A 15279-nucleotide genomic window follows, 5' to 3' on the forward strand; every position below is an offset into this window, starting at 1 on the left:
CCCAACAAGAAAATAAAAACAATAATCGGATAAACAGGCAACGCTGCGCGACGTGAATCAAAGCTCTTCCCCCGGCTGCAAAAGCCACAAGCACTTGAGTTTAGGAGCTTTGAGTATAGACCACCGAAATCTAGCCAAGCGCAGGCCCGGCTTTTAGTTTGTGTCGCGCCACGCCCCTTGTTGCCCTACAGGCTGCGCTAAAAACGGCGAGTTCTGCTGCAGCTTGCCACGCATTTCAAGACCGTTTGCTAACGCCAATACGGCGTCGATGTGAACCCGAACCAGGCGCTCGGCTCCGGGGTAAACAGCACAGGCCCCCGGCTGCCAGTCAACCTCGGCGCGACCACAAATAAAGACGGCATCACCGCTGCTAAAATCTGGGAAGAACAGCCCCACACGTGCGTCTATTTCAATATTGCCCAAGGTATTAAAAAAACGATTCCCACTGAAGTCGGGAAACAGCAGTTCGCCGGCCTGACATTTTACAAAACCACTTAAACCGCCGCGATGCGAAACATCCATGCCCGAACGCCAATCGCTGTCGAACTGGGCACTGCGCGAGGCAATAAAAAAGGTATCGGCCCGCCGTATCAGAGCTTGCGCGTCGGCGTTTAAGTACTGCGCCGTTTGCGGCAAAACGCCGCGCTTGAGCGAAGCGGCGGTGTTTGTTCGCAAAAGCTCGCGAGCCTGGATGTATTTGGCACAGTTGCCAAAGCTCTGCTCGACCGCAATATCCAGGCTCGTCTGAGCGCTATCAACAATAGAGCCGTTCATGCGGTTGCGCCGGCGACTGGCCAAATCAATGCCAAGCATGCCTATCTTAGCGCCAATATGCCTGTTTAAATTTAGCTCGGCCACCAGCAACTCAAACAACGCTGAGCGAAGCTTTATATGAAGGCGCTTATTATCGGGCGAAGAAATAAAACCTTCTGGGCCAAACAATGGCAAAGCCCACGGATAACCTTGCTGGTCTTCAAGTGCGAGTGCAGTAAAAGTCAGCTGGCTAAAAAAAGTGCGGTGCTGATCGGGCATAAAGCTGCGAACAAAAGCCTTGGTTTTTTTTGCAACAGAGTCACCGAGCCCGAGGCGCCGCTGTACTTTTTGTTCACCACGGTGAAAGTGCGAAACAGGCTCAGACATAGCGCCCCCTTTTTAGCCGCTTAAATTGCCCGGGCCCAGTTAAATGGGCCCGCCTAAGAAATTCACACAAGCTCTTGCGAGCGCAGCATGCCAACAAAACGCGGAAGTTGTTCCACGCGGGTAAGCCAGGCGCGAATCGCTGGGTAGGGCGCTAAGCTCACCGCGCCCTCTTGCACGTGAGCGATGTAAGTGTACACGGCAATATCAGCCAGGGTCGGCCGCTCGGCGACCAGGTACTGGTGCTCGGCAAATAATTGCTCAAGTAACTGAAAAAGTGCCTCGGTTTTTTGTTTTGCCAAGTTGTAATCAAGCCTTACCTTAAACAGTTTTGCCAGGCGCACCGCCGCCGGCCCCGCCGCCACCTCACCGGCAGCAACCGACAGCCAGCGCACAACTTGCGCCGCTTCGCCAGCATCTTGTGGCAGCCATTGATTTGGCTCTGCGTATTTCTGAGCGAGGTAATAAATAATGGCGTTGGAATCGGCCAGGGTAAAACCGTTGTCATCAATCACCGGCACTTGGCCAAATGGGTTCAAGGCCAAAAATTCCGGGCTTTTGTGCGCACCGTTGGCCATGTCTAAATCAATGAGATCATAGGGCAAATCCAACAGCGAAAGCAGTAGTTCTACGCGATGGCAGTGGCCAGAAAGTGGGTTGCGATAGAGTTTAATAGGCTGTTTAGTCGCTGAAAAATGCTGATTCATGCTGAGCTCCTTTTGTTTAGCTAAAACGCTTGTTTGTGGCTGTCTAAGTCTGTCGTTAAAAAAACACAAAACAGCAAGCTATAAACCCTGCTCACTGAGCTTAGTCGCATGCTCGTGAATACTGGCGATGCAACAGGTCATTCAGCCGACTCATGACTTGCTATGAAAAGCACTATAAAAGAATGAAGGCAGGCAATAATTGGGTAAAAATAGAATTATTTATTTCACATAATGAAATAAACTCATAAGCCAAAACCATATCTGCGCGGCAATAAGACGCCGGCGCGACAGCACATACAGCGGAGCGATAATGGATCATTTAGAGGCAATGAAGGTATTTGTGGAGGTCGCCAAACAACAGAGTTTTGTTGGCGCCAGTGAGCAGCTCAAGCTCTCTGCCCCGGCGGTCACCCGCGCTGTCGCGGGGCTTGAAGACAGACTCGGCGTCAAATTACTGCATCGCAGCACGCGCCACGTGCGCCTGACCGAAGCCGGCAGCCAGTACCTAGGTGATAGCAAACGCATACTCGAAGATATTGAAGAATCCGAGGCCGCTGCAGCGGGCATTTACGCAAACCCCAAAGGCACACTTAATATCACCGCGCCAATCTTATTTGGCGAAATGCATATCGTGCCTATCATCAGCGAATACCTCGCAGACAACCCCGAAGTATCGGTGCGCGCATTTTTCACAGACCGTATATCAAGCATGATTGAAGACGAGCTCGACATTGCCGTTCGCATCGACAAGCTCAAAGATTCCAGCCTCTATGCCACCCAAGTTGGCAGCGTGCGCCGTATTATCTGCGCCGCACCCAAATACTTACAGCAATACGGTGAACCGCGGCACCCGGAAGAACTTAAGCAGCACCACATTATTTTTCCAACCATGCACAGCCCGTCGACGAACTGGTCGTTTAATATTGACGGCAAAAAACAAACACTTAAATTGCAGCCGCGCCTTCACTGTTTTCACGGTGGCGCCGCGATTAAAGCCGCACTCGAAGGTGTGGGGATTACCCGGGTTATGTCGTATCAAGTTGGCCGAGAACTTGAACAAGGCACACTGGTGCGTGTACTCAGTGACTACGAAGACGAGCTTTTGCCGGTAAGTCTTTTGCGCCTTGAAGGAAGGCGTATGAACGCTAAAATTCGCGCATTTTTAGATTTGGCCACTGAACGCCTGCGCGCCAACCCCTTTATTCGCGCTAATTAAGGCGCTGATGCAAAAGCTTAAGCTGCTCAAAAAGATAATCAAACACCACCCGAATACAGCGGTTACTGCGCAGTTCTTTGTGCACCACCAGCCAGGTTTGCACGGGAAAAGCCGACAGTGCACTTTGCTGCTCTGAAGCGCGCGGCTTAAACAACTGCGTTAGCGATACCAGGCCCGCTGTGTTATTGCCAATAAGTTCCAGCATCACACCGATGCAGGCGCCGCGCTTGGCCAGCTCCCAGTGAACGATATGGCTCTCGGTTAAATACGGAAAGTTATGCTCGTCAAGCTCAACACCCATTTCTTTTAGGCCACTAAGGTAGGCTGCGTTATCGCTAAAACCGGCGTATTCCGCCTGTGCCAGCGATGTTTTGCTAAGCGGTTGTGGCAGGCTATCTAAATACGCTTGTGTCGCATACAGCCCGGCAAGGCTATCGGGCAACTTTTTTGCAATGAGTTCAGCGTGAGTCGGCTCAAAGTTACGCACGGCAATATCGGCCTCGCGGCGGCGCAAATCACTCGATGAATTCGAAGCAATCAATTCAATCTGAATACCCGGTTCGCGCTCGCGCAGTGTTTTTAAAATTGGCGGCAGCACGTAGGCCGCATTGGCCTCGGAGGCAGAAATACGCACCAGACCTTCAAGGCTGGCCGACTTACCCGCCGCGCGCAAACTCAGTTGATTGGCGGCATCGGACATCGCTTTCACATGCTCAAGCAGTTCGAGGCCACTGGGCGTAATTTCGAGCTTGCGACCAACTTTTTCAAACAGTGAAACACCGAGCTCGCGCTCCAGCGCAGCCACCTGGCGACTGAGTGTCGACTGCGTCAGGTTCAAAGCCCGCGCCGCTGCTGCGAGTGAGCCTTCTTCAGCCGTCACTAAAAACGCCCGCGCGCGGTTCCAGTCAAAGTTAATTGATCGCCAATCCATTGTTACTCCACTGCGTAGGCTGTGCTGTGCCAGCGGCTAGGCACCAAACACCAAACACCAAACACCAAACATATAGCGCTCAAGCTCAAAACCGGGCGCGGCAAGATAAAAACACTTGCAAATATGCAAAAATATATTGCGAATACTGCTATTTTACATCCACATACGCAAGCTTACACTGCAAGGCCTCAAAACTGTTAAGCCCGAAACAGCTGCGTTGGAGCAGAGATGACAGATAAAACCCGCTTTTGGAATAAAATTGCCGACAACTACGCCGCCAAACCCGTGGCCAACGAAGCGGTGTATGAAAAGAAGCTGGCACTCAGCCAAGCGCGTATGCGCAGCGATATGGACCTGCTTGAAATTGGCTGCGGCACCGGCACCACCGCACTTCGCCACGCGAGCTTTGTAAACAAGGTGTTTGCCGTTGACTTCTCTTCGCGCATGATCGAAATAGCCAAAGAAAAAGCGGCTAAGCAAAACATAGAAAACGTAGAGTTTATTTGCGCAGATATTAGCAGCGACAATAAAAAGCACGAGATACAAGCAAAAGAGTTTGATATGGTTATGGCGCACAGCCTGTTGCACCTGGTACCAGATAGGCAGGCCGTACTTCGGCAACTGTATCAACAGCTAAAACCTGGCGGCATATTTATTTCATCCACAGTTTGCTTAAGTGGCGCCTGGAGCCTATTAAAACCCATCTGGCCAATATGCAGCGCGCTGGGTATATTTCCCGATGTGAAATTTTTCAAAGCCGCCAGGCTGGTTCAAGATATACAACAAGCCGGCTTTGAAATTGATTACCAGTGGCAAAATGGGCCCAGCTTATTTGTTATTGCGTTAAAAGCGCCACAGCCACAGACAAAATAAGTTAAGCCCTGGCATTTTATGCGAATAACAAAGTATATTTTATGGCGTGCCCTTATAAACTTGAGCGGTTAAATACAGGCAGAGATTATATTGCTGAAAACTTTCAGGCACCGCTTAGCTTATCTGGCATCGCTCAGCAATCAAACATGTCCCCGTATCACTTTTTGCGCGTGTTCAAACAAACTTATGGGGAAACACCCAACGAATATTTGATTCGCCTGCGCATAGCGCAAGCCAAAAGAATGCTGATTACGGAAAACCTAAGTATCTCAGAGGTCTGCGAGCAGGTTGGCTACCTAAGCCTTGGTAGTTTTTCTTCGTTATTTTCACAACAAGTTGGTATGTCGCCTAGTTTATATCGCCGCAGGCTTTGGTCGCTATCCGCTGAAAAATACCGTTTCCCCTCGCAGGCTATTCCTGCCTGTTACGCTTATCAGTTTTTAGGCATTAGGGCGAATTGAGCAAGATCGGAGAAATAACAGCTAGGCTATTTCGATAAAATACGGATGAATTATCAATCAGGGATATAACAATGATCACATCTATCGCACATGCAACAATCTATGTACTCGACCAGAATGAAGCGCTTGATTTTTATACAAACAAGTTGGGCTTTGAGCTCGGTGATGATATGAGTGTCGAAGGTGGCTTTCGCTGGTTAACCGTACATGCAAAATCCCAAAAAAACTTTCAACTGGTATTGGCAGAACCCAAAGAAGGGCCGATGTTCAGCAAAGAATCCGCCGAGGCAATACGAAGTTTGATTCAACAAGGCGCCTTTGGAGCCGGAGTCTTTGAAAGCGAAGACTGCCAAAAAACCTACGAACAACTCGCAGCTAAAGGCGTGCAGTTTATCCAGACTCCAACGCAGCAGCTTTACGGCATAGAAGCCATGGCTTTGGATAACTCTGGCAACTGGTTTAGTTTGGTACAGCGAAAAAAATAACTCATTCAAGAAAACTACAGGGCACCAGCAAAGCTGGTGTTTCTGCTACAAGGCCAAGGCGCTGCCTCAAGCCATATAGATATATTCACAATGGGCGCGCCGCGCATCGCCTACTTCAGGGTACAGTGGTATAAAATAGACTCTAAACGCCATTGCCAGATTAAACGCTTTATTCTCAGCCGGCTGCCAAATCACTTGGAAAGCACAATGAATGACACATTAAAAAACCTCGGCTTTGTACCTTTTTTTGCACAACAGTTGCATGAGCTCAGTGTCATGCAAAGCCGGCTGGGGCGTGTTATTTCCGTGCAGAGATCCGTAATAGCGGTAACATGCGCCGACCAACATAGAAAGGTTGAGCTAAGCGTCAAGTTGCAGCAGGCAGAGCCCATCGATCGCCCCACCGTTGGTGACTGGGTCATTTTGGATGAGGCCCTAAGCCGGGTTGAGCGGGTGCTCGAGAGAAAGAGCCTGTTTAAACGTATAGGCTCGGGAAACACCACTCAGTTTCAGCTTATCGCTGCAAATATCGATGTGGTATTTATCGTCACCTCGTGTAACGAAGAGTTTAATGAGTCCCGCCTTGAACGCTACCTGGCTTTGTGCAGCGAAGCCGGAGCCATGCCCGTTATTGTCCTTAGCAAGACTGATCTCGCAGGCGATATAAGCAATTATATTCAGCGAGCTCGCAGCGTTCAGGCCGGGGTCGCCGTGGAACAGATAAACGCGCTTGATGCACGCACACTAGACGATGTAAAAGGCTGGATAGATAACAGTGCAACCATTGCACTGCTAGGCTCGTCTGGCGTTGGTAAATCGACGCTACTCAATGCGTTAGCAGAGCATAGCCTGGCTGCAACCGGAGGCATTAGAGAGCACGACAAAAAAGGCCGGCATACAACCACACATAGAGAACTCTATAGGCTTGCATCAGGTGGGCTTATTATTGATGTACCCGGGATGCGAGAATTGCGAGTTGCCGACGTAGGTCAGGCCTTGAGCCATGTATTTGAAGATATCGAAGGCTTATCTAGTCATTGCCAATTTTCCGATTGCAAGCATATAAACGAGCCGGGATGTGCTGTGCTGGCAGCAATTGAAGATGGGAAAATAGATAGGCGAAGATTAAATAGTTTTCACAAACTCTTGCGCGAAAATGAATTTGCAAACGCAAGTCTGGCCGAAAAACGCGCAAAAGACCGAAGCTTTGGCAAGTTAATAAAAGGCGTAAAACTACATAAACAAAAAACTGGCCGGCAATGATACGCTAAACAAGCTAACGAAAGACTTAGCAAGAAGGGACTCATGCCGCTCTACGTGATGTTTGCCGCTTATTTGGAGCAAGTAAATAAAGTGCGAGAAACGGTTTTGCGCACCAGCCCCGAACGGGGGGGGAGCACAAGGATGTGCCGAACAAACTACGCCCCAAACGCCTTAATAGCAGAATGAGGATCGCGGCAGGGGCATTTAATAAGGGAAGTTTAATAAGTGATTATGGGAGACTGTAGATAAAACTGTGTAACTGCCTATCATACTAGCCGTAACGGCTAAGGATAGGCAGCAATGAACAAGCAAGAACTAGAAGCCCTCGCTCGCGAGGCAGCTAAATCCATTAAGTCAGAAAGTGACCTGGCCGATTTTCGGCAGATGCTCATGAAGGTCACGGTCGAGACTGCTTTGAATGCGGAGCTGGATGATCATCTCGGCTACGACAAGCACGACAAATCCAATTCCAATAGTAACTCCCGAAACGGTCACAGCAGCAAGAAGCTAAAGACTGAGGACGGCGAGGTGCTGCTGGAGACCCCGCGCGACCGCGACGGTAGCTTTGAGCCTCAGCTCGTTAAGAAACATCAAACACGTTTCCAGTCGATGGATGACAAGATCCTGAGCTTGTACGCCAAGGGTATGACAACGCGCGAGATCGTCACCACCTTCAAGGAAATGTACGGTGCGGAAGTATTGCCTACGCTCATCTCCAAAGTAACTGATGCGGTGCTTGAGCAGGTTGTTGAGTGGCAGAGCCGACCTCTTGATGCCGTTTACCCTATTGTTTACCTAGACTGTATCGTCGTTAAAATCAGGCAGGACAAGCAAGTCATTAACAAATCTATCTATCTGGCGCTTGGCGTAAACATGGAAGGCCAGAAGGAGTTGATGGGCTTATGGATCGCTGAGAACGAAGGCGCTAAGTTCTGGCTTAGTGTTTTAACCGAGCTTCAAAATCGCGGAGTGAACGACATACTGATTGCTTGTGTCGATGGCCTTAAAGGCTTCCCTGATGCAATCAATACGGTGTTCCCGCAAACCCGCATTCAACTGTGTATCGTGCACATGGTTCGCAACTCAGTGCGCTACTTTCCGTGGAAAGACTACAAGGCTGTCGCATCCGACCTTAAGCTTATATATCAATCAGTAACCGAGGATGAGGCTCTGCTGGCGCTAGAGAAGCTGGAAGATAAGTGGAGCGAAAAGTATCCGCAAATCAGTCGGTCCTGGCGTACGCACTGGCACAACCTCAATACGCTGTTCGATTATCCTGTCGACATCAGGAAGGCTATCTACACAACCAACGCGATCGAATCGCTCAACAGCGTAATACGCAGCGCCATCAAAAAGCGTAAGCTCTTCCCTACGGACGACTCTGCTAAAAAGGTAGTGTACTTGGCGATCATGGATGCATCGAAAAAATGGTCGATGCCGATTAGAAATTGGAAGGCGGCCTTGAATCGGTTTATGATCGAGTTCGAAGACCGCTTGGTCGATTATATTTAACCCTGGCAGTTACACAGAATTATTTACAGGGTCGATTATGGCCTCTAGCTACATTCAACACTGGCCCCTTATATACCCGCTTTTCGTCAGACCAAATCAAATCACCAGGGTAGTCGGGTACGGGAACTTTTGGATCCGCATCTTCATACAAAGCCTTTCCCCATGATTGATACATCACATACAAAAATGGGGCGTCGTATATAGAGATAAACCTTATACACGCGCCCCACACTGCATTCATTTTTGAAAAGAAATTGAGATCAATTCACCCTACAAGAAACAGCAAGATTTTCGTATTTTAAATGCATAGCCACTCAACCTTTAGCTGAGCGGCTAAAACTATTTAGAACGAAAATGACTCTGGTTTAGCTTTGTCTTGCTCGGCAGGCTCCTCTGAACCCATCTCAGCATCATCGCTGCCTTGTTCGGCACTTTCTTCTTCAGCAATTGCAGCAAGTGTCGCTTCAAGCTCAGCAATTTTTTCAGCTTTTTGCTCTTCAGTTAACTCTTCGCTCTGCTGAATACGCTCGATCATCGCAGTAAGCTTCTCTTTCATTGCTTCACGATAGTGATCTGCAGCGTTCTCACCAGCTTCAGGCCAATCAGCCATATCGCCTTCTAGCTCGCGCTTTTCTTCCGCACATTCGCGCAAAGATTCAAAGCGCTCTTGCATTTCTTTTTCAAGCTCTGGATCGCGACCGAAGTTTTTGTGACTTTCTAACCATTGATCAAGCATGGCTTCAAGCTCATCGGTATTTGCCAGTAACTGCTCGATATGCGCAGCGCCTTCTTCGTCGCCAAGTTCTTGCAGGTATTCAAGTACTTTCTGCAAGCGCTCAATAACCGCCTCTTTGTCAAACTCACCGTCGAACTCTGGACGCTCACCTTCGAACTCTGGACGCTCGCCTTCGAACTCTGGACGCTCGCCTTCGAACTCTGGACGCTCGCCTTCGAACTCTGAACGCTCGCCTTCGAACTCTGAACGCTCGCCTTCGAACTCTGGACGCTCGCCTTCGAACTCTGAACGCTCGCCTTCGAACTCTGGACGCTCGCCTTCGAACTCTGGACGCTCGCCTTGATCGAATTCTGGGAATTCAAATTCAGGCATTTCATTGACATCTTTTTGCAGCTCTTCGATACGAGCTTTCATAGCTTCAATATCAGCTTCGTCCATCACATGAGCGTGATCGATAACACGATCTTCGAGCTCTTTTACGCTGTTTTCAAACTCGACAAACTCTTCACCGACATACTCAAACTGTATGCCTTCAGCATCAATTAGCTGGTCCTGAAGAACCTTGACCATGTCTTCGGTTTGATCAGTCAAACCATCAAGTTGCTCAAGCTTATCTTCTGGAGCCATTTCTGGACGAGGCATAAACTCAAAGTCAGGCGTTGCGTTCATTGCCGTGACAAACTTAGCCTGAAGAACACCTTCTTCATTGTAAATACCGGCAATAAATAACTCGTCGCCGTCACTACCCAAAGTAAGCTCATCAAGTTTTGCAGACGCTGTGATATGAGTCTTTTCACTCAATGCAACCACAACACCATCAACGGTAATGAGCTGCTGACCGGAAACACTTTCAATTTTAGTATGCAAGCTGGCTTTGCGAGCTTTAGCTTCTTTAATTAAAGTCAGCTCGTTTGCGGTCATACCATCTTGACGCTCTTTATACGCATCAAGCATCACGCGATCGCCAACATCGATATCCTCAAGGTCAAAGATACGCTCTTGCTGAAACTCATCATTAAATCGAGTTCCATCATCGATAACAAACTCCTTGCCATCGATGATCACACGACCATTGTCCACGTCTACTTTTTCTACACGCCCCATCATGCGGGTTGTTGAGGGGCGCTCAAATTTAACCGAGTCAACATCAATATCGCCGCCTTGATCAACTGAGCCTTTAATAACAGCCAGTTTGCCTTCTTGTAGCTCAGCGTAGCTGCCATTTTCAAAGTCTTCTAAGTCTAAGCCTTCGAGACTGAAACCATCAATTGTAAATCGGCCCTGTTCAACCTCAATTTTTCCAGTAAGCTCAACACGCTTTTCTTGATACTCTTTCGCGAAATCACGCTGCTCTGGAATAACAAAAACTTTGTCTGCATCGAGGCTTGTTTCGCCAAGCTTGCCGACAACAAATACTTCAAGACCTGCCTCAAGCATATCTGCATGAATCAGATCAGCATCAAGGAAATCAACTACCTGACCATCAATAATCAGCGTACTCGCTGCTGTATCAATGCTTTCAATTACACCAGAAAGGCGATCTTTCATTTCGCGCTCTTGGAAAGTATCGATGCGGGTAGCCACAATGCTACCGTCTTCATTGCTGCGCCCGCTGATGCGCACCTGCACACCTTCAGCTAATGGCGCAAGCGTGACTTCATCAATGCTCTTACCGTATTTAGTATCCGCTGTTAACAAGACTTCGGTACCCATAACAGTCAGGGTTTGAGCGCCTACATTAATTGCTTCAATTTCTCCGGCAAGCTTACTGTAAAAACGAATATGCTTGGCTTTAGCTTCGCCTTGACCATCCTCTTCGGCGTCTACCTCAACCAACATACCGCGATCTAAATCTTCTTTAACTGCAGGCTCACCATCAATAGTTATTTGTGCATGGTCACTATTGTAACGTTTGCCGTTAACCACAACTTCACCGCTGGCTTCGTTTTCACCAAGTGCCGTTACAGCAGTCGCTTTTTGCTTAACAGCAGAACTGGTGTTACCCGTTGGGTTTATTTGACCACCGTAGGCAGCCGCACTATTCGCATCGCCCTCTGAACCGCTTCCGCACGCGGCAAGTACAGCAGAAATTGCTGAAGCTAAAACTAACTTTTTACTAATTTTTTTCATGGGTATTTCACTCCTGACGCATCAAAAACTTACCTCAAGTTTTTGATATTTTTCCAACTAGTGTTGATGTTTTTTCTTACCACTTTTCACGGTTTTTAGTTTTATTAAGCGGTGACATGTGGCTCGCAAGTAAGTCCACCTACTGCAAAGCTCGGATGGAAAAACTACACGGCTAAAAATATTTAAAAAGCGACTTCGGACGAGATGCAGCGCTAATAAAAAAAACTGAGACAACGAGCTCGCAGTCATTGTGACCAAAAGCACGAAAAACAGACAAAGCTCGCTAAGGCAAGTAACGACAAAATAGAAAAATCAACGGCATTTGCATGGAGCAATCAAAACCGACTTAGATACCCACACACAAAACAACATACTTTAGAAGCAAAAACACAACATAAAACCAATAAAATATAATCAAGCCCAATAAAAAACACTCAAACTTAAGAAGCGGTAAGCATTTACTGACTTGAATGATTTCAATTCCAGATGGATCAAATACAAAGCATAGTGTTGCACTAAAATTTTTTTGCGCAGCGTTCTTGCGGGTTTACTCGCTCATCATCAAGCTCACACAGATGAGACTCGGCATTTTTAATAACTTCCAACATCGCTAAACTTGCCCAGCGGTGCAGGACGTTTTTTTAAACAACTTGTTAAGCTTCATCAGCGGCACCAGCAGTTGCCGCTTGTAGTGTTTTTTCAAAAAGGATGTAGTATGAAATATAAGCTTCTAAGCTTAGCTGCGATCGCAGCTTTGTCATTGCCCAGCGCTCTTTCCCTGGCAGCCGCAAAGAGCGAGCTCCACAGCCAAACAATCAGTGATAGCCTTATCGCCAAACAGCGTAAAAATCTTGCCGCAAACACTGCGGGCCAAGGTTTTGGCCCTCAGTCGCCGCGAAATATCGACAACAGTGCCGGCGCTAACCCGGTAGTGTTTGCCGAGGCGCCCGCCTATAGCCAGATGAACTTGTGCAATATTCATATGCACAAAAACGCCGAACACGCCGGCGGTGAATTTAGCCGTTATGCAGGCAATGGCGATGGCCACGGTTATCAAAGCGGTTACAAATACGCAGGGCAGTTAAGCCCTTCTGAGAGCAAGGCCTGGGCTAAGCCAGTTTGCCAAGGCGAACACGGCGGCCTGGAAGTTGGCGACACTATTGAAGTGCACTACGTGCACTCCAGCGCGCAAATCCAACCCGGGCCAACGCTCGCGTCGTGCTTAAACGATGCCATCAACAACCCGCAACTGCGGGTTGAAGCTCAAGTGTTTGTACTGGTCAACGATAGTAATGCGCTCGACTTTGTTGATTTAACCAAAGTGAAAAAGATGGAGGGCCTCTACCAGGCGCCAAATATATTAAATAATACCGGCCAGCCCGTTAACTACCTCGGCTCCACCACCGGGCCGGGTTATAACGAGCACGGCTCCCCTTTTCAGGTCAGCTGGAGTGTGCACCCCAAAGTCGCCAAAGTGACTATTGAGAGTGTCGGCCGCTGGTGTGAAAAAAACCAGTTTAATGAAGACCACGCCCACGGCGTGCGCAACCTGGTTACAAACCCCGAGCTACTTGCCAAAATCAAGTAATTTAAACAAGCTTCAGCGGTAGAAACAGCAAAAAGAGCTTAAGCCCCTGCATTTGCGCTAAGGGCTGTTCACACGCCGGCTCTACCGCTTAAGTTTATCGGCCAACACAAACAACGCTGCTAGAGCGAAAAAGCGAGACGCGGGGCCTTATAGCTCGCAACGCAAAATACTTTAAAGTTAAGGCGCTAGTAAAACAGTGCGCCTCTGTATGGACACAAAACAAGGAAGCAGCGATGAACCGAGTGTTATTGGTAAAAAGCCACCTTATCTTGGCGAGCTTTTTTTCCCGTGTTATTAATGTTCTTTATTACAGGTAGCCTCTACACTTGGGGCCTAAAAGGAACGTCGAAAACTAGCACTTATACCATTGAGCTCAAACAAACAATAAACGCATAACGAGCTACAGCGTCGCTGCAGGGCTAGTGTGTTTTACCTTATTGGTTCTGGTAAGCTAGGGCCTGCTAACACAATAAAACAAGCAAACCGAAATGAACTCGCCACCTAACGGCACAAGGTAGATGACAATGCCGAGCTCCTCTAATACAGCTAAGCACGCAAAAAAAATGCCCCAAATAGGCTACGGCACCTGGAATCGAGACGAACAACAAGCCTACCAAGGCGTGCTCGACGCGCTTGAGCTCGGCTACCGCCATATTGATACCGCCCAGGCCTATGCCAACGAAAATGCCGTCGGCAAAGCGATACAAGACAGCGCAATTCAACGCGGCGATATTTTTATCACCACCAAGGTCGACCCGGTTAACTACGGCCCCGGCGAAGTTGCTCCGAGCGTTGAACGCTCTTTACAAGAGCTCGGCTGCGACCGAGTCGACCTGCTGCTTTTACACTTCCCATCACTGTACGACAAATACCCACTACAAGATTATTTTGCTCAATTACTGCAAGTGAAACAACAGGGGCTGTGCGATGCAATCGGCGTTTCAAATTTCACCAAAGCCTATCTCGACGCCTGCCTGCCTCTGCTCGGTGATGAGCAAATTACCTGCAATCAAGTTGAGCTGCACGCATATATGCAAAATAATGCCATTGTTGAACACTGCAAAAAACTGGGTATTGTCATCACCGCCTATTCACCGCTGGCCCGCGGCGCCCTGCTCGACGACCCGCTTTTAAATGATATTGCCTCACGGCACCAAGCCAGTGCCAGTCAGGTCGCGTTAGCATTTTTAATGAATCAGGGTTATGCGGTTATTCCATCATCAGCATCAAAGATGCGTATTCAAGAAAACCTCGATGCCGGTAAACTGCAGCTGAGTGCCGAGGAGATAAAACAAATAAAAACGCTGGACAGAGGCATGCGCCTAGTCGATGAAGATTGGTGCCCACGCTGGGATTAACGATTCCAGAGCCTATTGAAGAGTCAGCTTACTGAATATGGCTGGGATTTAATAAAATCCAATTGCGCACCTGTTTAGGAGAGGTCCCAACAAAGGCTTCAAGGTCCTCACTCTGACGCAAAAAGGCCATACCTTCATTTATTGCTCGCAGCAGGGCCCTGGCGTAAGGCTTATTTTTATTGATTAAAAAATGCCGGCTGCCGTCGAGTGCGACTTTCACCCCCGGCACTGGCAGCGCGGGCACCCCTTCAATATTGGTTAACAAATCATCGCGAGTGGAAAATTTATACAGCGTAAAATCCGCCCTGCCCGCCATCAACATCTGATGCATGCGGGTGTGCTGGGCAGTTAATACAGAATTATCGGTAATTGAATTTAACGCGGCTTTATCGTGATGCCAAAATTCAACCGTAATACCTTTATAATTTTTGTAATCTCGCTGTGGCTGAGCACTTAATAAAATCGGGTGGTCCGTCAGACTGTACAGACCTTTTACAAAGTAGCCCCGGCGTATTAATGCATCGCTGACATAGACCTTGCTTGTATCACCGTCACTGAGCCAGGCACTCTCAGTTAGGATATCGGCACGGCCATCTTCGAGCAAACGTATGGCGCGGGCGTGACTCGGCGCATCGAGCATGGTCAACGGCATCTGCCAGCCCGCTGCACGCAGGGCTTTGCAGGCGATCAGAGTTTCGTAAAAACCTCGCGTAAAGTCGTGACCTTTGGGCAGGGAATAATCCACGCAACTTTGCTCGCCGAGCTGTTCTTGCCAGAGCTTAGGTAAACCGCGCGCAACAAATGTCAGCCCCGCGGGGGGAGCCGCAGCGCTAAAATCAACACTGCCCGGCGCTAAAGCGCTATCGTGCTCAGCTGCATGTA

General features: G+C 48.6%; 13 protein-coding genes. 8 read left to right on the top strand and 5 right to left on the bottom strand.

All coding sequences use genetic code 11. The features are described 5' to 3' along the window. Window positions 1-153: 153 nt before the first annotated feature. The gene (locus tag CFK45_RS17155; RefSeq protein ID WP_096087676.1) at window positions 154-1140 is read right to left on the bottom strand and encodes a pyridoxamine 5'-phosphate oxidase family protein; all 987 of its coding nucleotides are present in this window, start codon (window positions 1138-1140) and stop codon (window positions 154-156) included. Window positions 1141-1202: 62 nt separating this feature from the next. Beyond that, window positions 1203-1844, bottom strand: a complete 642-nt coding sequence (locus CFK45_RS17160; protein WP_096087677.1) for a glutathione S-transferase family protein — start codon at window positions 1842-1844, stop codon at window positions 1203-1205. 310 nt (window positions 1845-2154) lie between these two features. Here CFK45_RS17160 and CFK45_RS17165 point away from each other — a divergent pair, with 310 nt between their 5' ends. Next, the gene (locus CFK45_RS17165) at window positions 2155-3060 is read left to right on the top strand and encodes a LysR family transcriptional regulator (RefSeq protein ID WP_096087678.1); all 906 of its coding nucleotides are present in this window, start codon (window positions 2155-2157) and stop codon (window positions 3058-3060) included. Here CFK45_RS17165 and CFK45_RS17170 read toward each other — a convergent pair. After that, complete coding sequence (locus tag CFK45_RS17170; RefSeq protein WP_096087679.1) at window positions 3053-3991, bottom strand: LysR family transcriptional regulator; 939 nt, start codon at window positions 3989-3991, stop codon at window positions 3053-3055. The genes CFK45_RS17165 and CFK45_RS17170 overlap by 8 nt on opposite strands. A 228-nt stretch (window positions 3992-4219) precedes the next feature. Here CFK45_RS17170 and CFK45_RS17175 point away from each other — a divergent pair, with 228 nt between their 5' ends. From CFK45_RS17175 to CFK45_RS17195, 5 genes are all read left to right on the top strand, one after another. Further along, window positions 4220-4864, top strand: a complete 645-nt coding sequence (locus tag CFK45_RS17175) for a class I SAM-dependent methyltransferase (RefSeq protein WP_096087680.1) — start codon at window positions 4220-4222, stop codon at window positions 4862-4864. Window positions 4865-4905: 41 nt separating this feature from the next. Then, window positions 4906-5325 carry an AraC family transcriptional regulator gene (locus tag CFK45_RS17180; protein WP_096087681.1) on the top strand — a complete coding sequence of 140 codons (420 nt, stop codon included), beginning with the start codon at window positions 4906-4908 and terminating at the stop codon, window positions 5323-5325. 71 nt (window positions 5326-5396) lie between these two features. After that, window positions 5397-5810 carry a VOC family protein gene (locus CFK45_RS17185; protein ID WP_096087682.1) on the top strand — a complete coding sequence of 138 codons (414 nt, stop codon included), beginning with the start codon at window positions 5397-5399 and terminating at the stop codon, window positions 5808-5810. A gap of 207 nt (window positions 5811-6017) precedes the next feature. After that, window positions 6018-7073, top strand: a complete 1056-nt coding sequence (gene rsgA, locus CFK45_RS17190; RefSeq protein WP_096087704.1) for a ribosome small subunit-dependent GTPase A — start codon at window positions 6018-6020, stop codon at window positions 7071-7073. Between the two features lie 300 nt (window positions 7074-7373). After that, entirely contained in the window at window positions 7374-8585 is a 1212-nt protein-coding gene (locus CFK45_RS17195) for an IS256 family transposase (RefSeq protein WP_096087683.1), read from the top strand. Window positions 8586-8928: 343 nt separating this feature from the next. On the opposite strand, the gene CFK45_RS17200 is transcribed toward CFK45_RS17195, so the two are convergent. Then, window positions 8929-11451, bottom strand: coding sequence for a DUF5666 domain-containing protein (locus tag CFK45_RS17200; RefSeq protein ID WP_096087684.1), 2523 nt, complete (start codon window positions 11449-11451; stop codon window positions 8929-8931). 715 nt (window positions 11452-12166) lie between these two features. Between CFK45_RS17200 and CFK45_RS17205 the strand changes: the two genes are divergently transcribed. Further along, complete coding sequence (locus CFK45_RS17205; RefSeq protein WP_096087685.1) at window positions 12167-13039, top strand: delta-class carbonic anhydrase; 873 nt, start codon at window positions 12167-12169, stop codon at window positions 13037-13039. 563 nt (window positions 13040-13602) lie between these two features. After that, window positions 13603-14397, top strand: coding sequence for an aldo/keto reductase (locus CFK45_RS17210; RefSeq protein ID WP_096087686.1), 795 nt, complete (start codon window positions 13603-13605; stop codon window positions 14395-14397). Between the two features lie 28 nt (window positions 14398-14425). Here the strand turns inward: CFK45_RS17210 and CFK45_RS17215 are convergent, their stop codons facing one another. After that, complete coding sequence (locus tag CFK45_RS17215; RefSeq protein ID WP_143247632.1) at window positions 14426-15142, bottom strand: type 2 periplasmic-binding domain-containing protein; 717 nt, start codon at window positions 15140-15142, stop codon at window positions 14426-14428. Between the last annotated feature and the right edge of the window lie 137 nt (window positions 15143-15279).

The sequence above is a fragment of the Agaribacterium haliotis genome (assembly GCF_002312815.1).
Lineage (GTDB): Bacteria > Pseudomonadota > Gammaproteobacteria > Pseudomonadales > Cellvibrionaceae > Agaribacterium > Agaribacterium haliotis.

Excerpts from the sequence above, each read along its gene's own strand:
- CFK45_RS17210 (WP_096087686.1), top strand. The coding sequence starts at position 13,603 with ATGCCCCAAATAGGCTACGGCACCTGGAATCGAGACGAACAACAAGCC.
- CFK45_RS17160 (WP_096087677.1), bottom strand. The coding sequence starts at position 1,844 with ATGAATCAGCATTTTTCAGCGACTAAACAGCCTATTAAACTCTATCGC.
- CFK45_RS17170 (WP_096087679.1), bottom strand. The coding sequence starts at position 3,991 with ATGGATTGGCGATCAATTAACTTTGACTGGAACCGCGCGCGGGCGTTT.
- CFK45_RS17185 (WP_096087682.1), top strand. The coding sequence starts at position 5,397 with ATGATCACATCTATCGCACATGCAACAATCTATGTACTCGACCAGAAT.
- CFK45_RS17180 (WP_096087681.1), top strand. The coding sequence starts at position 4,906 with ATGGCGTGCCCTTATAAACTTGAGCGGTTAAATACAGGCAGAGATTAT.
- CFK45_RS17195 (WP_096087683.1), top strand. The coding sequence starts at position 7,374 with ATGAACAAGCAAGAACTAGAAGCCCTCGCTCGCGAGGCAGCTAAATCC.
- CFK45_RS17175 (WP_096087680.1), top strand. The coding sequence starts at position 4,220 with ATGACAGATAAAACCCGCTTTTGGAATAAAATTGCCGACAACTACGCC.
- rsgA (WP_096087704.1), top strand. The coding sequence starts at position 6,018 with ATGAATGACACATTAAAAAACCTCGGCTTTGTACCTTTTTTTGCACAA.
- CFK45_RS17165 (WP_096087678.1), top strand. The coding sequence starts at position 2,155 with ATGGATCATTTAGAGGCAATGAAGGTATTTGTGGAGGTCGCCAAACAA.
- CFK45_RS17205 (WP_096087685.1), top strand. The coding sequence starts at position 12,167 with ATGAAATATAAGCTTCTAAGCTTAGCTGCGATCGCAGCTTTGTCATTG.
- CFK45_RS17155 (WP_096087676.1), bottom strand. The coding sequence starts at position 1,140 with ATGTCTGAGCCTGTTTCGCACTTTCACCGTGGTGAACAAAAAGTACAG.
- CFK45_RS17200 (WP_096087684.1), bottom strand. The coding sequence starts at position 11,451 with ATGAAAAAAATTAGTAAAAAGTTAGTTTTAGCTTCAGCAATTTCTGCT.